We start from the raw sequence: 12,330 nt of genomic DNA, 5'->3' as shown, positions 1-12,330 counted from the left end.
AGCGAAACGCACATGACCGAGCAGATCGACGCCGACGGACGCCTGCGCCACCTGCTGCACCTCGAAGGCTTGCCGCGCGCCACGCTCGAGCGCCTGCTGCTGCGCGCCGAGGCGCTGCGCGACGCCGCGCTCGGCGGCACCACGTTGCGCGACACGCTCGCCGGAACCACGGTGTGCACGCTGTTCTTCGAACCATCCACGCGCACGCGTTCGAGCTTCCTGCTCGCGGCGCAACGGCTGGGCGCCGACACGCTGGCGTTCGACGCCTCGACTTCGTCCGCAAGCAAGGGCGAGACCGCGCTCGACACCCTGCGCAACCTCGAGGCGATGGGCGTGCGCGGCTTCGTCGTGCGCCACAAGGAAGACGGCGCGGTCGCCGCGCTGGCCGCGGCCGCGGCGCCGGGTACCGCGCTGGTGAACGCGGGCGACGGGCGCAGCCACCACCCGACCCAGGGCCTGCTCGACATGCTCACGCTGCGCCAGGCCAAGGGCACGGATTTCTCGGCGCTGAAGGTGCTGATCGTCGGCGACGTGAAGCATTCGCGGGTCGCGCGCAGCGACCTGCGCGCGTTGCGCACGCTGGGCACCGGCGAAATCCGCGTGTTCGGCCCGGTCGCGCTGTTGCCGGACGACGCCACGCTCGCGGATTGCGTGGTGCCCGACGATTTCGATTCGGCGCTGGATGGCGTGGACGCGGTGATGATGCTGCGCCTGCAGCGCGAACGCATGGAGGAAGGCCTGGTGCCTTCGCTCGAGGAATACCACCGCGATTACGGGCTGACCGAGGAACGCCTGCGCCGCGCCGCGCCGGATGCGGTGGTGCTGCATCCGGGGCCGATGAACCGCGGGGTGGAAATCGACGACGACGTCGCCGACGGCCCGCAGTCGCTGATCCTGCGCCAAGCCGCGAACGGCGTGGCGATGCGGATGGCGGTGCTGGAGGAAGTGCTCGACCGCAGGAAGTGGAGTCGCTGACTCAGCCCTTCTGCGCTTCAGCGAGGCGCTTCTTCGCGTCCGCCAACGCATCGGGCCGAGCCTGTCCCTTCGGCAGCGCTTCGTAGCCCGCGACTTCCTGCTGCAGCGTCGCGACTTCACCGGCGTGGTCGCCCATGCGCGACTGGATGTCGGCCTTCTGCCGCACGTACAGCAATTTGCGTGGGCCGTAGGCTTTCGCGATCGCGCGATCGACCGCGGTCAGGGCCTGCGGCAGGCGATCCATCTTGGCCAACGCGCTCGCGAGCCGCGCCGGCGGTTCATAGGAATCGGGCAATTCCTTTTCGCGTGCTTCGAGCATCTTCACTGCTTCGTCGCCTCGATCCAGCGCGACATAGGCCTGCGCACGCGCGTAGTCGAAGGTCTGCGCCAGCAGCGGATCCTTGATGCCGGTCGCGGCCTTTTCGAGGATGGCGAGGCGCTGTTCCTGCGCGTGCTTCGAACCGGCTTCGTCGCCATCGTCGGCGAGCGCGTAGGAAAGCGTGTTCCAGGCGTCGGCGCGATCGTCGGCGCTGGCATCAGCGGGCGGATTCGCGGTGAAGTCGCGCAGCCGCGCGACCGCTTCCGCATGCGCAAGTTTTGCGTCCCCTTCCTTCGCATCGCCGGCGCAGTCGAGCAGAATCGCGGAATAGTCCGCGGGCACCGCGGCGCCGCGCACTTCGGCGAGATGCGCGCGACCGACCTTGACGCAGGCCGCGTCGTCGCCGGCCTGCGACAGCGAGAACAGCCAGCCCATCAGCGCTTCGCTGCGGCGCGGCCATGCGACATCCGATTTCGCCACGGCGTTTTCGTAGTCGCCGGCGGCCTTGGCGTAGTCGCCCGAGGCCTGCGCGGCCTTGGCCGACACCATCAGTCGCGCGGGCGATTGCGGATCGGCGTTGGTGCTGTGCGCTTCCTCGATGCCGGCCAGCCCGTCTTCGACGAAGCCGCGGAATTCGCCCACCGACGCGGAACCCGGCCACAGGCCAGTGGCCTTGCCGGTCGCGGGATCGATCACGAAGAAGGTCGGCCAGACGTTGACCGAATATTTTTCGAGGAAACCGGCGTTCTCTTCCTTGTCGGTGTCGAGTTCGACCAGCACCACGCGTTCGCCGAGTGGCGCCAGCGCGGGATCGTTGAGCACGTAGTGCTGCATCGACAGGCAGGTGTGGCACCACGGCGCCCAAGCGTCGACCAGCAGCGCCTTGCCTTCGGCCTTGGCCTTCGCCATGCCTTCATCGAAGCTTTCGACCGCTGTCAGCGTGGCAGCGGCGGCGACAGGCGCGGCTTTCGCGGCGGGCGCAGTAGCGGTATTCGCTTGTTCGGTTTTCTGACAGGCGGCCAGGCCGAGGAGCAGGGCGGGGATCAGCAGGGACAGGGGGCGCAGTCGCCCTTCGACAAGGCTCAGGACAGGCATGGCGGGCTCCGTGGGGAGCGGCCATCGTAGCGCGAGCGGCATGCCGGTTTGTCGATGGGCTCAGGCGCGCCGGCTGAATCGCAGCGATTTGATGTAACCGAACAGCTCGCGCAGCGTGCCCCGGTACAGCCAGATGCTGCCGCACACCACGTACAGCGAGAGCGAGGCCGGCGCGTTCGCGGAGCGCATGAGATCCAGGGCCACGGGATCCTTGAAATGCCAGTAGAGGGCATAACAGCCGTCCACGGAGAACCATGTAGCGAAGATGGCCATGGGAAGTTGCCGCCATTTTCGATCCAGAACCGCCCGAAGACTGCACGGCGCCGTGAGGTAGGTGCAGGCGGCCATGATCAGACTGATGGGAATGTCCCAATCCGGCGCAGGCGTGTAGATCGAGCCCGCGATCAGCAGGCAAACACCGGCCGCCAGGGAAAACAGCTTCCACGGGCGCAGGTATTCTGATGGCGCGTACAGGAAGTTCATCACGCGTCGTCGAGCGACACGGGCGGCTCGAAACCCTCGCGCGCATCGTCCCAGGCCAACGCGCTGATCCACCAGCGGCCGTCGAGCCGCACGAACTGCATCTGCTTCGCGCCGCGCGTATGGAATGGCGTTCCATCCAGCACGCCGGATTTCTCGTACAGGCTTTCGCGACTCGCGATGTTGCCGGCGATCCACGTACGCGAATCGGTTTCCCGTTCGGAGAAATCGACCAACCGACCATGGGTCAGCAGCGGGATGCGCTGCTCGATGAATTCGTCCAGCGACTGCACCTGTTCCTGTCCCGGAATCGCCTTGCAGATCGTGCATTGCGGCAGGAACACCTTGCGCAGGCCGTCGAGATCGGGAGTGCGGCCGTCGCGATTGTCGAAGGCGGCGTACATGTGTGCTGTGAGCGTATCTATGGCGGCGCCATCACCAACGCTAATCATGTGGGCGATAGCGGCTCTTAGATGTCACTGACACACATCTCCTACGAGATCGACGCCTTTCTCGTCTTTGAACGCGACACATCTCTTGGCTCTGATGTTTCTAACAAGTTCTTCGGCGTTACTACAGAAATAGACCGACTCTCGGCATGTTCCGCAGAATCTAACTTCATTTGCGCCTGGAATTTGGGTTAGTTCGGACCAGCTTCGATTACATTTATAAACGAACTTGCAGTTCGCGACTTTGAATTCACTTTTTTCGGAGTCGTAAAGTCCTGTAGAAAGAGGTTCAGGGTTAGCCGCTGTTTTTGGGGTTTCGGCCGAAGCTGGCGATGAAAGATGATCCATCCCAGTGGCCGGATGTGCGGTCGCTTGTTTTGGTTTCGATACTTGATATGCGAGGTAAATTGTTAAGAATTGGACAATACTTAAAGGAAGTGTGTATACCTGAAAAAGAGTCCAAACCACCCATCCGAGTGTTACCCATCCGCGTTTACTGCCACTGATGGCGATAGTGACAAAAATAAAAATCTGCCAAGCAATAACCGCGAGAGTCATACGTTCCCCCGTCAGGATTAGCCCCTGATAAACCACGGGCCTATTGTCAAGAGCGCATCTTCCGTCGACCGGTCTAAGCGGTCAATCCAAGCCTTCAACGCACCAACACCAACGTCGCGAGGCCGAGGAAACTCAGGAATCCCATCACGTCGGTGACGGTGGTGAGGATCACGCCACCGGCCAGCGCCGGATCGAAGCCCATGCGCTTCAACGTCACCGGCACCAGCACGCCAGCCAATGCCGCCATCAGCAGATTGATCGTCAACGCACTCGCGATCACCAACGCCAGCGGCCATTCACCGAACCACGCCCACACGATCAGCCCGAGCACCAGGCCCAGCATCAAGCCATTGAGTGCGGCCACGCGCACTTCCTTCCAGATCAACACCTGCACGTTCGACGCGCCCAATTGCCCCAGCGCGAGACCGCGCACGACGAGCGCGAGCACCTGCGTGCCGGCGTTGCCGCCCATGCCCGCGACGATGGGCATCAATACCGCGAGCGCGACGATGTGCGCGATGGTGGTCTGGAACTGGCCCACTACCGACGACGCAAGGAACGCGGTGCCGAGGTTGATGCCCAGCCACAACAGGCGGCGCTTGGTCGCGCGCGGCACCGGTGAGAACAGATCCTCGTCCTCGCCGAGGCCGGCCGCGCCCAGGGCCTGGTGCTCGGCCTGCTCGCGGATGATGTCGACCACGTCGTCGATGGTGATGCGGCCGAGCAGGATGTTGTTGTCGTCCACCACCGGCGCGGAAATCCAGTCGTGGTCGGAGAACTGGCGGGCGACGTCGCCTTCGGATTCGTGCACGTCGATGGCCGGCTGCTCGTCGTCGATCAGCCGGTTCACCGGCATGTTCGGTTCGCTGGTGAGCAGCGATTGCAACGCGATGCGACCGAGGTACTGGTGGCGGCGGCTGACCACGTACAAATGGTCGGTGTGGTCGGGCAATTCTCCGCGCAAGCGCAGGTAGCGCAGCACCACGTCGATGGTGGTGTCGGTGCGTACCGTCACCACGTCCGGGTTCATCAGGCGGCCGGCGCTGCCCTCGTCGTAGGACAGCACCTGCTCGAGGCGCTCGCGATTGTCGCGGTCCATCGACTTCAGGACTTCGTCGAGCACCGTGTCCGGCAGGTCCTCGACCAGGTCGGCGAGGTCGTCGATGTCGAGGTCCTCGACCGCGGCGACGATCTCGTCCGGATCCATGTCCGCGATCAGGCCTTCGCGCACCTCGTCGCCGACGTGCAGCAACACCTCGCCGTCGTCCTCGGGATCGACCAGGCCCCAGACCACGGTGCGCTGCGCCTTCGGCAGCGATTCGAGCAGGTTGCCGATCTCGGCCGGCGACAGCGTGTTGACCAGCCGGCGCACGGGGCCGAGGCGGCCGCTGTCGAGCGCGTCCGATAGCAGACGCAGCTGGCGCGCGGTCTTGTCGTGGCGGACGGCTTCGGCCATGGCGGGCTTCCGAAGGACGGTGGTCGTCGCCGCACCACGAGGGCGCGACAGCATCAGGCGTTCATGCGGTCATTATCGCCTGCGGGGCGCGGGAAGGACACCCCGCATGTTGTAGGAGCGCACCGCAGGGGCGCGACCAATCGCGTATGTGTCGCGCCCCTCGGCCTGTGGCCTCGGTGCGCTCCTACGGGTTCGCTGCGACGTTCGCCGCAACCCAGGCCTCGATGCCCTTGCGGTCGCGCGCGCGCAACAGCGAGGCGGCGCGGGCGCGCAGTTGGGCGAGGTCGCTGTCGCGGATCGCCTGGCGCACCTCGAGCAGGGTCGCCGGATGCAGGCTGAATTCCTCCAGCCCCAGCGCGAGCAGCAGCGGCGCCAGCGCGGCGTCGCCGGCCATCTCGCCGCAGACCGCGGCGGGCTTGCCGCGCACGCGCGCGGTGCGGATCACCGTGTACAGCAGTCGCAACAAGGCCGGGTGCAGGGGCGAATACAACTCGCCGAGCGCCTCGTTGTTGCGATCCGCGGCGAGCAGGTATTGCACGAGGTCGTTGGTGCCGACCGACAGGAAATCGATCGCGCCGATGAAGCCGGGCAGCGCGATCGCCGCAGCAGGGACCTCGATCATCGCGCCGAGCGGGATTGCGTCGGCGATCTCGTGGCCCTGGCTGCGCAGGTCGCGGGCTACGCGCAGCAGCAGCTTGCGCACGGCCAGCACTTCCTCGCGACTGCTGATCATCGGCAGCAGCACGCGTACCGGGCCGTAGCCGGATGCGCGCGCGATGGCACGCAGTTGCGTTTCGAACAGCGCCTCGCGCGCCAGCGACAGGCGGATGCCGCGCAGGCCGAGCGCGGGGTTCTCCTCGCCGCGCAGGGCCAGCCCGGTACGGTCGGCCTTGTCCGCGCCGAGGTCGAGGGTGCGGATGGTGACGGTGCGCCCGGTCATGCCGAGCACCAGGTCGCGGTAGGCGCGGAACTGCTCCTCCTCGTCCGGCACTTCGTTGCGCTGCAGGAACAGGAATTCGGTGCGGTACAGGCCGACGCCGGCCGCGCCCAGCGCATGCGCCTCGGCCACGTCCTCCAGCGATTCCGCGTTCGCCCACAACTTGATGTCGGCGCCGTCGCGGGTGCGCGATGGTTCGCGCCGCAGGCGATGCAACTGCTTGCGCTCGCGCGCCTGTTCGCGCACGCGGGCGCGGTGGTCGCGCAGGTCGGCGGCGTCGGGTTCGCGGATGAGCAGGCCGCTGCCGCCGTCGACCACCAGTACGTCGCCGTCGTTGATGTTCTGCAATGCCTCCGCGGCGCCCACGACGAGCGGCAGGTGCAGGCTGCGCGCCATGATCGCGCTGTGCGACAGCGCGCTGCCGCCGCTGGTCACCACCGCCATCACCCCGCGCGACTGCAGTTGCGCGAGTTCGGCCGGGGCGACGTTGTCGGTGACGAGGATCTCGCCGGCCACGCCCTGCAGTTCGGCCTCGCGCCGGTGCAGCGCGGCGTGCACGCGGCCGATCACCTGGTCGATGTCGTCGACGCGGCTGCGCAGGTAGGGGTCGTCCATGCCGGCGAATACCGCGGCGATGCGGTCGCGCTGCAGGCGCAGGGCGTAGTCGGCCGAATAGCGCCCACTGCGGATCAGGCCATCGAGGCCTTGCAGCAGTTCCGGGTCGTCGAGCAGCAACGCATGCAGGTCGAGGAATTCGCCGACCTCGTGCGCCAGCGCACCGTGCAGGCGCGCGCGCAGGGTCCGCATTTCCTCGCGCACCACGTCGATCGCCGCGTGCAGCCTTGCGAGCTCGCCGTCGACGTCGTCGATGCGTTCCTCGCGCACCTCCAGCACGTGCGGCAACCGGACCCGTGCCCGGCCCAGCGCGCAACCGCGCGAGGCCCCGTGCGCGGACAGGTCCTTGCGCATCAGTCGGCCTCGTCGAAACGGCGCGCGAACAGCCCGGCGACCGCGTCCGCGGCCGCGGCTTCGTCGTCGCCATCCACGCGCAACAGCACGCTCGAACCCTGTCCCGCGGCGAGCAGCATCACGCCCATGATGCTCTTGGCGTTCACCTCGCGGCCGCGTGCGGACAGCGTCGCGTTGCAGCGATAGCCGGACAGCAGTTGCACGAGCTTGGCGGTGGCGCGCGCGTGCAGGCCGAGGCGGTTCACGACGGGGAGTTCGCGTTCGATCATCTCGGCCCTCAGCCGTCGTCGTGGATCACGCCGTTGCGCGCGCCGGCCGCGGCGATCGCGGGCAGTTCGTCCAGCGGCAGTTCGGAATAATTCATCACCCGCAGCAGCATCGGCAGGTTCAACCCCGATACCCGCCGCACCGGCGTGCCCAGCCGCGCGACCTTCGCCGCGAGGTTGCCGGGCGAGGCGCCGAATAGGTCGGTGAGCAGCAGCACGCCATCGCCGCCGTCCACCCGCCGCAGCGCGGCGCTGGCGCGCGGCAGCTCGGTGTCCGGGTCGGCGTCGAAGCCGAGTTCGAACGCCTCGACCTTCAGCGGCAACTGGCGCAGCAGCCGCGTCGCCACCGCGAGGATCGCGCTGCCGATGCCTTCATGGGTGACGAGCAGGATGCCGACGGCCATGGCGCCAAGTTAACAGAGGCCGATGACGCGCCGGAAGTAACGAGCCGCCGGTGGCGCCATTTCCGCCCCGATGCCATGATTATCGGATCGCCAGCCCGGGGGCATTTCAATGAACCATATGCGATTTGCGGGAATGTTCGCGGTGGTTGCGTCGATGATGCTTCCGCCGCCGACACAGGCGGTATCTCTCGATCGTTCTCCGACATATCCAGGTGCGAATCTGTGCACCCTGAGTATTCCAACCAACAACACGAAAGTCCGGCCGAAGTCGACGGGATTTCGCAACGAAGGTACTACGAGTTCTTTCGTGATCTGCTCGTTCGACTCGGCTCCTGGACAGGCGTCTTTTGGGGCATCCGCACAATCCTGGGATCCGACCTACTACGGCGTGATTTTCGGCTCGATTGATGGCTTGGTGCATAGTTTTTCCTGCACCGCCGTGAACTCCTGGCCGTCGGGTAACAGGTACGCGCCGATGTATTACGCCACAAAAACAGTGACAGTCGATCCTGAAATCACCGCTTATGATGAGACGGATTGGTTTCCCGTGGAATTTGGCGGGTCAACCAACATCCCGACTTCCGGTGCCTTCTCGGTCACCTGTTCACTTCCGCCCGGCGTGTCGATATTGCTGGGTACTTTAGGGGCCGAGGAAGATATCGGGTTCTGACTGCGGAGCACGAAGTTTCCTTGGGATAAGGTCCGGACTAGATCCGGTCGGCCGGTTCGCAGTAAGACGTCGGCAGCTGAACCAGCGTCGGGCTGCATCTGCCGTCCATGTCCGCAATGAAAAAAGCAACGACCCCGAAGGGTCGTTGCCCTGCGACGTTTGCGTATCCCCGACTCAGCCGCCGTAGCCGTTACCGTCGTCGGGCGGCGGGTTCGGCGTATTCGCATCCTGCGTCGATTGCGGATCGGACTGCGGCTGCGCGTCCTCCGGTACCGTCGAACTTTCGTCCGGCGGCGGCGCTTCGTTGCTGATCCCCGCCGCATCGCCGGCGGTCGACGACGAACTGGCGTCGCCTGCGGTCGCTTGTTCGGGCGCCGGCGTCGGCGTCGCCGGTTGTTCGGCCGGCGCGACCGAAGACGAATCGTCGCTGGCGACCGGCGGCATGTTGCTGTCGGCCGCGGGCTTGTTGCAGCCCGCCAGCGATGCGATCGCGATGGCGATTCCCAACGCGAGCAGGCGCGGGGCATGGGTGTTGCGTTCAGGCAAGGCGTTCATGGGGGAAACCTCCGGAGTTGCGGATGCTGGAATGGATGGGAACGAAGCGCGGTCGATCAATCCGAGCCCGGCTGCGTGGGATTGCCGTCGTCGTTGGTTCCCTGTTGCGAGGCTTGCGCGTACTTGTCGTATTCGGCCTGGTCGAGGCTGCCGTTCCCGTCCGCGTCGATGCCGTCGAACGCGGCGTTCAAGCCCGCATCCGCGGCCGCTTCGGATTTGCTGATCGCGGCGTCATGGTCGGCATCGAGACGGGCGAAGCCCGCCTGCGATTGCGTCATGGTGGATGTCGTCGGTTGCGGTGTTTGCGGTTGCATGGGCGATGCGTCCTGCGCCAGGGCCGGGACTGCGCACGCAGCGATCGCGAACGCGGCCGGCAATGCCAGCAGGTTGGTGTTGGTTTTCATCGGGAGTTCCCGTGGCGTGCCCTCGTCGGCACGCAACGACCCTAGCGCCGCCATGGAAACAGTCCGCTAGCACGAGGGAAACAAAACGTAATTCGCGCGCGGGGCCGGGGTTTTCGAGCGCATCGCGTTCAGTTGCGGCTCATCGCATGCGATCGAGACGGCGTTGCGACGACCGGGATCGTGGTTCAATCCACCTCGCGGTGGTGGATGGCGACGTCGCCCCAGCCCCCGTCGCGGAAATGCGCGGCCAGGCGTTCGGCGAGGTACACCGAACGATGGCGGCCCCCGGTGCAGCCGAAGGCGATGGTGATGTAGCTGCGCGTGTCGGTGCGCAGGCGCGGCAGCCACGCGTCGAGGAAGCCCGAGACCTGCTCGACGTAGCGACCCACGTCTTCCTGTGCATCGAGGAATTCGCGCACCGGCGCGTCGCGGCCCGAAAGCGGGCGCAGTTCCGGGTTCCAGTGCGGGTTGGGCAGCACGCGCGCATCGAACACGAAGTCCGCGTCCGCGGGCACGCCGCGCCGGTAGGCGAAGGATTCGAACAGCAGCGACGGCGAGCCGTCGTCGGCGAGGCCGAATTCGGTGATCACCTGCCGCCGCAACTGGTGCACGTTGAGCGAAGTGGTATCGATCACCGAATCCGCGAGCGCGCGCAGCGGCTTCAGCACCTGGCGCTCGAGCGCGATGGCGTCGGCGAGCAGCAGGCCGTGGTGGCTCAGCGGATGCCGGCGCCGCGTGTCCGCATAGCGTTTGAGCAACGCGTCGTCGCCGGCGTCGAGGAACACCAGCTTCGGGTCGAGGCCGAGCTTGCCGACTTCCGACAGCCATTCCGGGATGTTGGCGAGGTCGCTGTGGCGGTTGCGCACGTCGATGCCGACCGCGAGCTTGCGCGGCGCGCCGTCGTCGCGGGCCACGCTGCGCACGAAATCCGGCAGCAGTTCCGCGGGCAGGTTGTCGACGCAGAAGAAGCCGACGTCCTCGAGCGTATTGAGCACCACCGACTTGCCCGAGCCGGACATGCCGCTGACGATCACCATTTGCGGCGCGGCGTCGTGGTTCATTCCGAACGCTCGAGGAAATGGCTGTGCCGCGCCATGAACGCGGCCGAGGGATCCACGCCCTTGGCGCGCAGCAGGTGCATGCGCGTCGCGGCTTCGGCCAGCACCGCGAGGTTGCGCCCGGGCATCACCGGCAGTGTGATCATCGGCACGTCGAGGTCGAGCACGCGGCGCGCGCCGAGGTCGCCGGTGAGGCGCTGCATGCCGTCGCCGCCGCCGGGCTGCGGTTCCAGGTGCGGGCGGGTGAGGTGCACGATCAGGCGCAGGTACTTGTTCCGCTTCACCGCGGTGTCGCCGAACATCTGGCGGATGTTGAGCACGCCCAGGCCGCGCAGTTCCAGCAGGTCCTGCAGCAGTTCCGGGCAGGTGCCGTCGAGCACGTCCGGCGCGATCTGGGTGAATTCGGGCGCGTCGTCGGCGACCAGGCGATGCCCGCGCGTGACCAGTTCCAGCGCGAGCTCGCTCTTGCCCGAGCCCGACTCGCCGGTGATCAGCACGCCGATCGAATAGATTTCCATGAACACGCCGTGCAGCGTCACCCGCGGCGCGAGCTTGCGCGCGAGGTGGTACTGCAGGTGGTTGAGCAGTTCGTGCCCGCGGCGCGGCGAGGACCACAGCGGCGTGTCGGTTTCCTCGGCGGCGACGCGCAGGTCCTCGGGGCAGGACTGATCCTTGCTCACCACCAGCGCGAGCGGCCGCTGGTGCACGATCTTGTGGATGGTGTCCCAGCGCTGGCGCGCATCGAGCGTGTCCATCCAGCCCAGTTCCTCGGTACCGAGGATCTGCACCTTGTTCGGGTAGATGGCATTGAGGTAGCCGGCCAGCGATGGGCGCCGGGCGACGGTTTCGACCGCCTCCAGCACGCGTTCGCCGCCGCGTTCGCCGGCGATCCAGCGCAGCGACAGGCGTTCGCCAAGCTGTTCGAACAGTTCGCGTGCGCTGATGCGTGCGTTCACGGGGCCATGCCCGCGTCGCGCAACGCGGCATGCAGCGCGCGGGCGTCGACCGCGCCGCGCAGGGTGTCGCGGAACGCCGGATCGGCGAAGCGTTCGGCCAGTTCCGACAGCCATTGCAGGTATTCCTGCTGCATGCCCTCGGGTACCGCCATCGCGAACACCAGGTCGACCGGTGTGCCGTCGGCGGCGCCGAAGGCCACGGCCGGGCGCAGGCGCAGGAACGCCGCGCGCGCCTGCGGGAATGCCGCGCTGCGGCCGTGCGGGATGGCGACGCCGTCGCCGATCGCGGTGCTGCCCATGCGCTCGCGCTGGCGCAGGCTCGCGGCCACGCCGTCGACATCGGTGCCCGCGGCGATCAGGCGCGCGGCGGCTTCGAGGACTTCGTCGCGGTCGCCGGCATCGTCCAGGCAGGCGATGCGGTCGACGGCGAGCAACGACGCCAGTGCCATTCCCTGCTCAGCCGGCGTCGCCGCGCTGGCCGGCGCCGTGGTGCTGGTCGACCAGTTTTTCCTTGTGCTTGACCAGCAGGCGGTCGAGCTTGTCGGCGAGGCGGTCGATGGCGGCGTACATGTCGATCGCGTTGGCATCGGCGTGCAGGGTGCGGCCGGAGACGTTCACCGTCGCCTCGGCCTTGTGGTCGGGCTTGTCGAGGCTGAGCTGGGTGCGGACTTCGAGCGGTTGGTCGAAATGGCGGGAAAGGCGCGCGAGCTTGGTTTCGACGTAGTCGCGCAGGGCCGGGGTCACTTCGATTTGCTGGCCGTGGGTTTCGATGCGCATGC

The 12,330-nt window shown here is 66.9% G+C and carries 15 protein-coding genes; 2 read left to right on the top strand and 13 right to left on the bottom strand.

Annotation, left to right across the window (positions count from 1 at the left end):
- Window positions 1-12 precede the first annotated feature (12 nt).
- Complete coding sequence (locus FNZ56_RS06345; RefSeq protein ID WP_143879029.1) at window positions 13-975, top strand: aspartate carbamoyltransferase catalytic subunit; 963 nt, start codon at window positions 13-15, stop codon at window positions 973-975.
- 1 nt (window position 976) lies between these two features.
- Here FNZ56_RS06345 and FNZ56_RS06340 read toward each other — a convergent pair whose 3' ends face one another.
- The 7 genes from FNZ56_RS06340 to FNZ56_RS06305 form a co-directional block, all read right to left on the bottom strand.
- On the bottom strand, window positions 977-2,389 hold the full coding sequence (locus FNZ56_RS06340) for a thioredoxin family protein (RefSeq protein ID WP_221933322.1): 1,413 nt from the start codon (window positions 2,387-2,389) through the stop codon (window positions 977-979).
- Window positions 2,390-2,449: 60 nt separating this feature from the next.
- Window positions 2,450-2,872: a hypothetical protein gene (locus FNZ56_RS06335; RefSeq protein WP_143879028.1), complete on the bottom strand. Its 423-nt coding sequence runs from the start codon at window positions 2,870-2,872 to the stop codon at window positions 2,450-2,452.
- Complete coding sequence (locus tag FNZ56_RS06330; RefSeq protein WP_221933321.1) at window positions 2,872-3,273, bottom strand: hypothetical protein; 402 nt, start codon at window positions 3,271-3,273, stop codon at window positions 2,872-2,874. The genes FNZ56_RS06335 and FNZ56_RS06330 overlap by 1 nt, the downstream gene beginning before the upstream one ends.
- Before the next feature lie 697 nt (window positions 3,274-3,970).
- A complete protein-coding gene (gene mgtE / locus FNZ56_RS06320) occupies window positions 3,971-5,332 on the bottom strand; it encodes a magnesium transporter (protein WP_143879025.1) in 1,362 nt (453 codons plus the stop codon).
- Between the two features lie 184 nt (window positions 5,333-5,516).
- Window positions 5,517-7,238: a phosphoenolpyruvate--protein phosphotransferase gene (gene ptsP / locus FNZ56_RS06315; protein ID WP_143879024.1), complete on the bottom strand. Its 1,722-nt coding sequence runs from the start codon at window positions 7,236-7,238 to the stop codon at window positions 5,517-5,519.
- Window positions 7,238-7,507, bottom strand: coding sequence for an HPr family phosphocarrier protein (locus tag FNZ56_RS06310; RefSeq protein ID WP_143879023.1), 270 nt, complete (start codon window positions 7,505-7,507; stop codon window positions 7,238-7,240). Before FNZ56_RS06310 ends, ptsP begins: the two co-directional genes overlap by 1 nt.
- 8 nt (window positions 7,508-7,515) lie before the next feature.
- Complete coding sequence (locus FNZ56_RS06305) at window positions 7,516-7,908, bottom strand: PTS sugar transporter subunit IIA (RefSeq protein WP_143879022.1); 393 nt, start codon at window positions 7,906-7,908, stop codon at window positions 7,516-7,518.
- 109 nt (window positions 7,909-8,017) lie between these two features.
- Here FNZ56_RS06305 and FNZ56_RS06300 point away from each other — a divergent pair, with 109 nt between their 5' ends.
- Window positions 8,018-8,578 carry a hypothetical protein gene (locus FNZ56_RS06300; RefSeq protein ID WP_143879021.1) on the top strand — a complete coding sequence of 187 codons (561 nt, stop codon included), beginning with the start codon at window positions 8,018-8,020 and terminating at the stop codon, window positions 8,576-8,578.
- Window positions 8,579-8,752: 174 nt separating this feature from the next.
- On the opposite strand, the gene FNZ56_RS06295 is transcribed toward FNZ56_RS06300, so the two are convergent.
- The 6 genes from FNZ56_RS06295 to hpf form a co-directional block, all read right to left on the bottom strand.
- Window positions 8,753-9,133 (bottom strand): hypothetical protein, encoded by a 381-nt coding sequence (locus FNZ56_RS06295; RefSeq protein ID WP_143879020.1) that lies wholly within the window; start codon window positions 9,131-9,133, stop codon window positions 8,753-8,755.
- Between the two features lie 56 nt (window positions 9,134-9,189).
- Complete coding sequence (locus FNZ56_RS06290; RefSeq protein ID WP_143879019.1) at window positions 9,190-9,537, bottom strand: EF-hand domain-containing protein; 348 nt, start codon at window positions 9,535-9,537, stop codon at window positions 9,190-9,192.
- 185 nt (window positions 9,538-9,722) lie between these two features.
- The gene (gene rapZ, locus FNZ56_RS06285) at window positions 9,723-10,598 is read right to left on the bottom strand and encodes an RNase adapter RapZ (RefSeq protein ID WP_143879018.1); all 876 of its coding nucleotides are present in this window, start codon (window positions 10,596-10,598) and stop codon (window positions 9,723-9,725) included.
- Window positions 10,595-11,551 carry an HPr(Ser) kinase/phosphatase gene (gene hprK, locus FNZ56_RS06280; RefSeq protein ID WP_143879017.1) on the bottom strand — a complete coding sequence of 319 codons (957 nt, stop codon included), beginning with the start codon at window positions 11,549-11,551 and terminating at the stop codon, window positions 10,595-10,597. The genes rapZ and hprK overlap by 4 nt, the downstream gene beginning before the upstream one ends.
- A complete protein-coding gene (locus tag FNZ56_RS06275; RefSeq protein ID WP_143879016.1) occupies window positions 11,548-12,000 on the bottom strand; it encodes a PTS sugar transporter subunit IIA in 453 nt (150 codons plus the stop codon). The genes hprK and FNZ56_RS06275 overlap by 4 nt, the downstream gene beginning before the upstream one ends.
- Before the next feature lie 7 nt (window positions 12,001-12,007).
- Complete coding sequence (hpf, locus tag FNZ56_RS06270; RefSeq protein ID WP_143879015.1) at window positions 12,008-12,328, bottom strand: ribosome hibernation-promoting factor, HPF/YfiA family; 321 nt, start codon at window positions 12,326-12,328, stop codon at window positions 12,008-12,010.
- Window positions 12,329-12,330 lie beyond the last annotated feature (2 nt).

Source organism: Lysobacter lycopersici (assembly GCF_007556775.1).
GTDB classification, from domain to species: domain Bacteria; phylum Pseudomonadota; class Gammaproteobacteria; order Xanthomonadales; family Xanthomonadaceae; genus Pseudoluteimonas; species Pseudoluteimonas lycopersici.
The sequence above is the reverse complement of the archived record's forward strand: the minus strand, read 5'-3'. Positions and strand labels throughout refer to the sequence as shown.

What these genes read in the sequence shown, in the direction of transcription:
- FNZ56_RS06345 (WP_143879029.1), top strand. Translation starts at nt 13, where the DNA reads ATGACCGAGCAGATCGACGCCGACGGACGCCTGCGCCACCTGCTGCAC.
- FNZ56_RS06340 (WP_221933322.1), bottom strand. Translation starts at nt 2,389, where the DNA reads ATGCCTGTCCTGAGCCTTGTCGAAGGGCGACTGCGCCCCCTGTCCCTG.
- FNZ56_RS06335 (WP_143879028.1), bottom strand. Translation starts at nt 2,872, where the DNA reads ATGAACTTCCTGTACGCGCCATCAGAATACCTGCGCCCGTGGAAGCTG.
- FNZ56_RS06330 (WP_221933321.1), bottom strand. Translation starts at nt 3,273, where the DNA reads ATGTACGCCGCCTTCGACAATCGCGACGGCCGCACTCCCGATCTCGAC.
- mgtE (WP_143879025.1), bottom strand. Translation starts at nt 5,332, where the DNA reads ATGGCCGAAGCCGTCCGCCACGACAAGACCGCGCGCCAGCTGCGTCTG.
- ptsP (WP_143879024.1), bottom strand. Translation starts at nt 7,238, where the DNA reads ATGCGCAAGGACCTGTCCGCGCACGGGGCCTCGCGCGGTTGCGCGCTG.
- FNZ56_RS06310 (WP_143879023.1), bottom strand. Translation starts at nt 7,507, where the DNA reads ATGATCGAACGCGAACTCCCCGTCGTGAACCGCCTCGGCCTGCACGCG.
- FNZ56_RS06305 (WP_143879022.1), bottom strand. Translation starts at nt 7,908, where the DNA reads ATGGCCGTCGGCATCCTGCTCGTCACCCATGAAGGCATCGGCAGCGCG.
- FNZ56_RS06300 (WP_143879021.1), top strand. Translation starts at nt 8,018, where the DNA reads ATGAACCATATGCGATTTGCGGGAATGTTCGCGGTGGTTGCGTCGATG.
- FNZ56_RS06295 (WP_143879020.1), bottom strand. Translation starts at nt 9,133, where the DNA reads ATGAACGCCTTGCCTGAACGCAACACCCATGCCCCGCGCCTGCTCGCG.
- FNZ56_RS06290 (WP_143879019.1), bottom strand. Translation starts at nt 9,537, where the DNA reads ATGAAAACCAACACCAACCTGCTGGCATTGCCGGCCGCGTTCGCGATC.
- rapZ (WP_143879018.1), bottom strand. Translation starts at nt 10,598, where the DNA reads ATGAACCACGACGCCGCGCCGCAAATGGTGATCGTCAGCGGCATGTCC.
- FNZ56_RS06275 (WP_143879016.1), bottom strand. Translation starts at nt 12,000, where the DNA reads ATGGCACTGGCGTCGTTGCTCGCCGTCGACCGCATCGCCTGCCTGGAC.
- hpf (WP_143879015.1), bottom strand. Translation starts at nt 12,328, where the DNA reads ATGCGCATCGAAACCCACGGCCAGCAAATCGAAGTGACCCCGGCCCTG.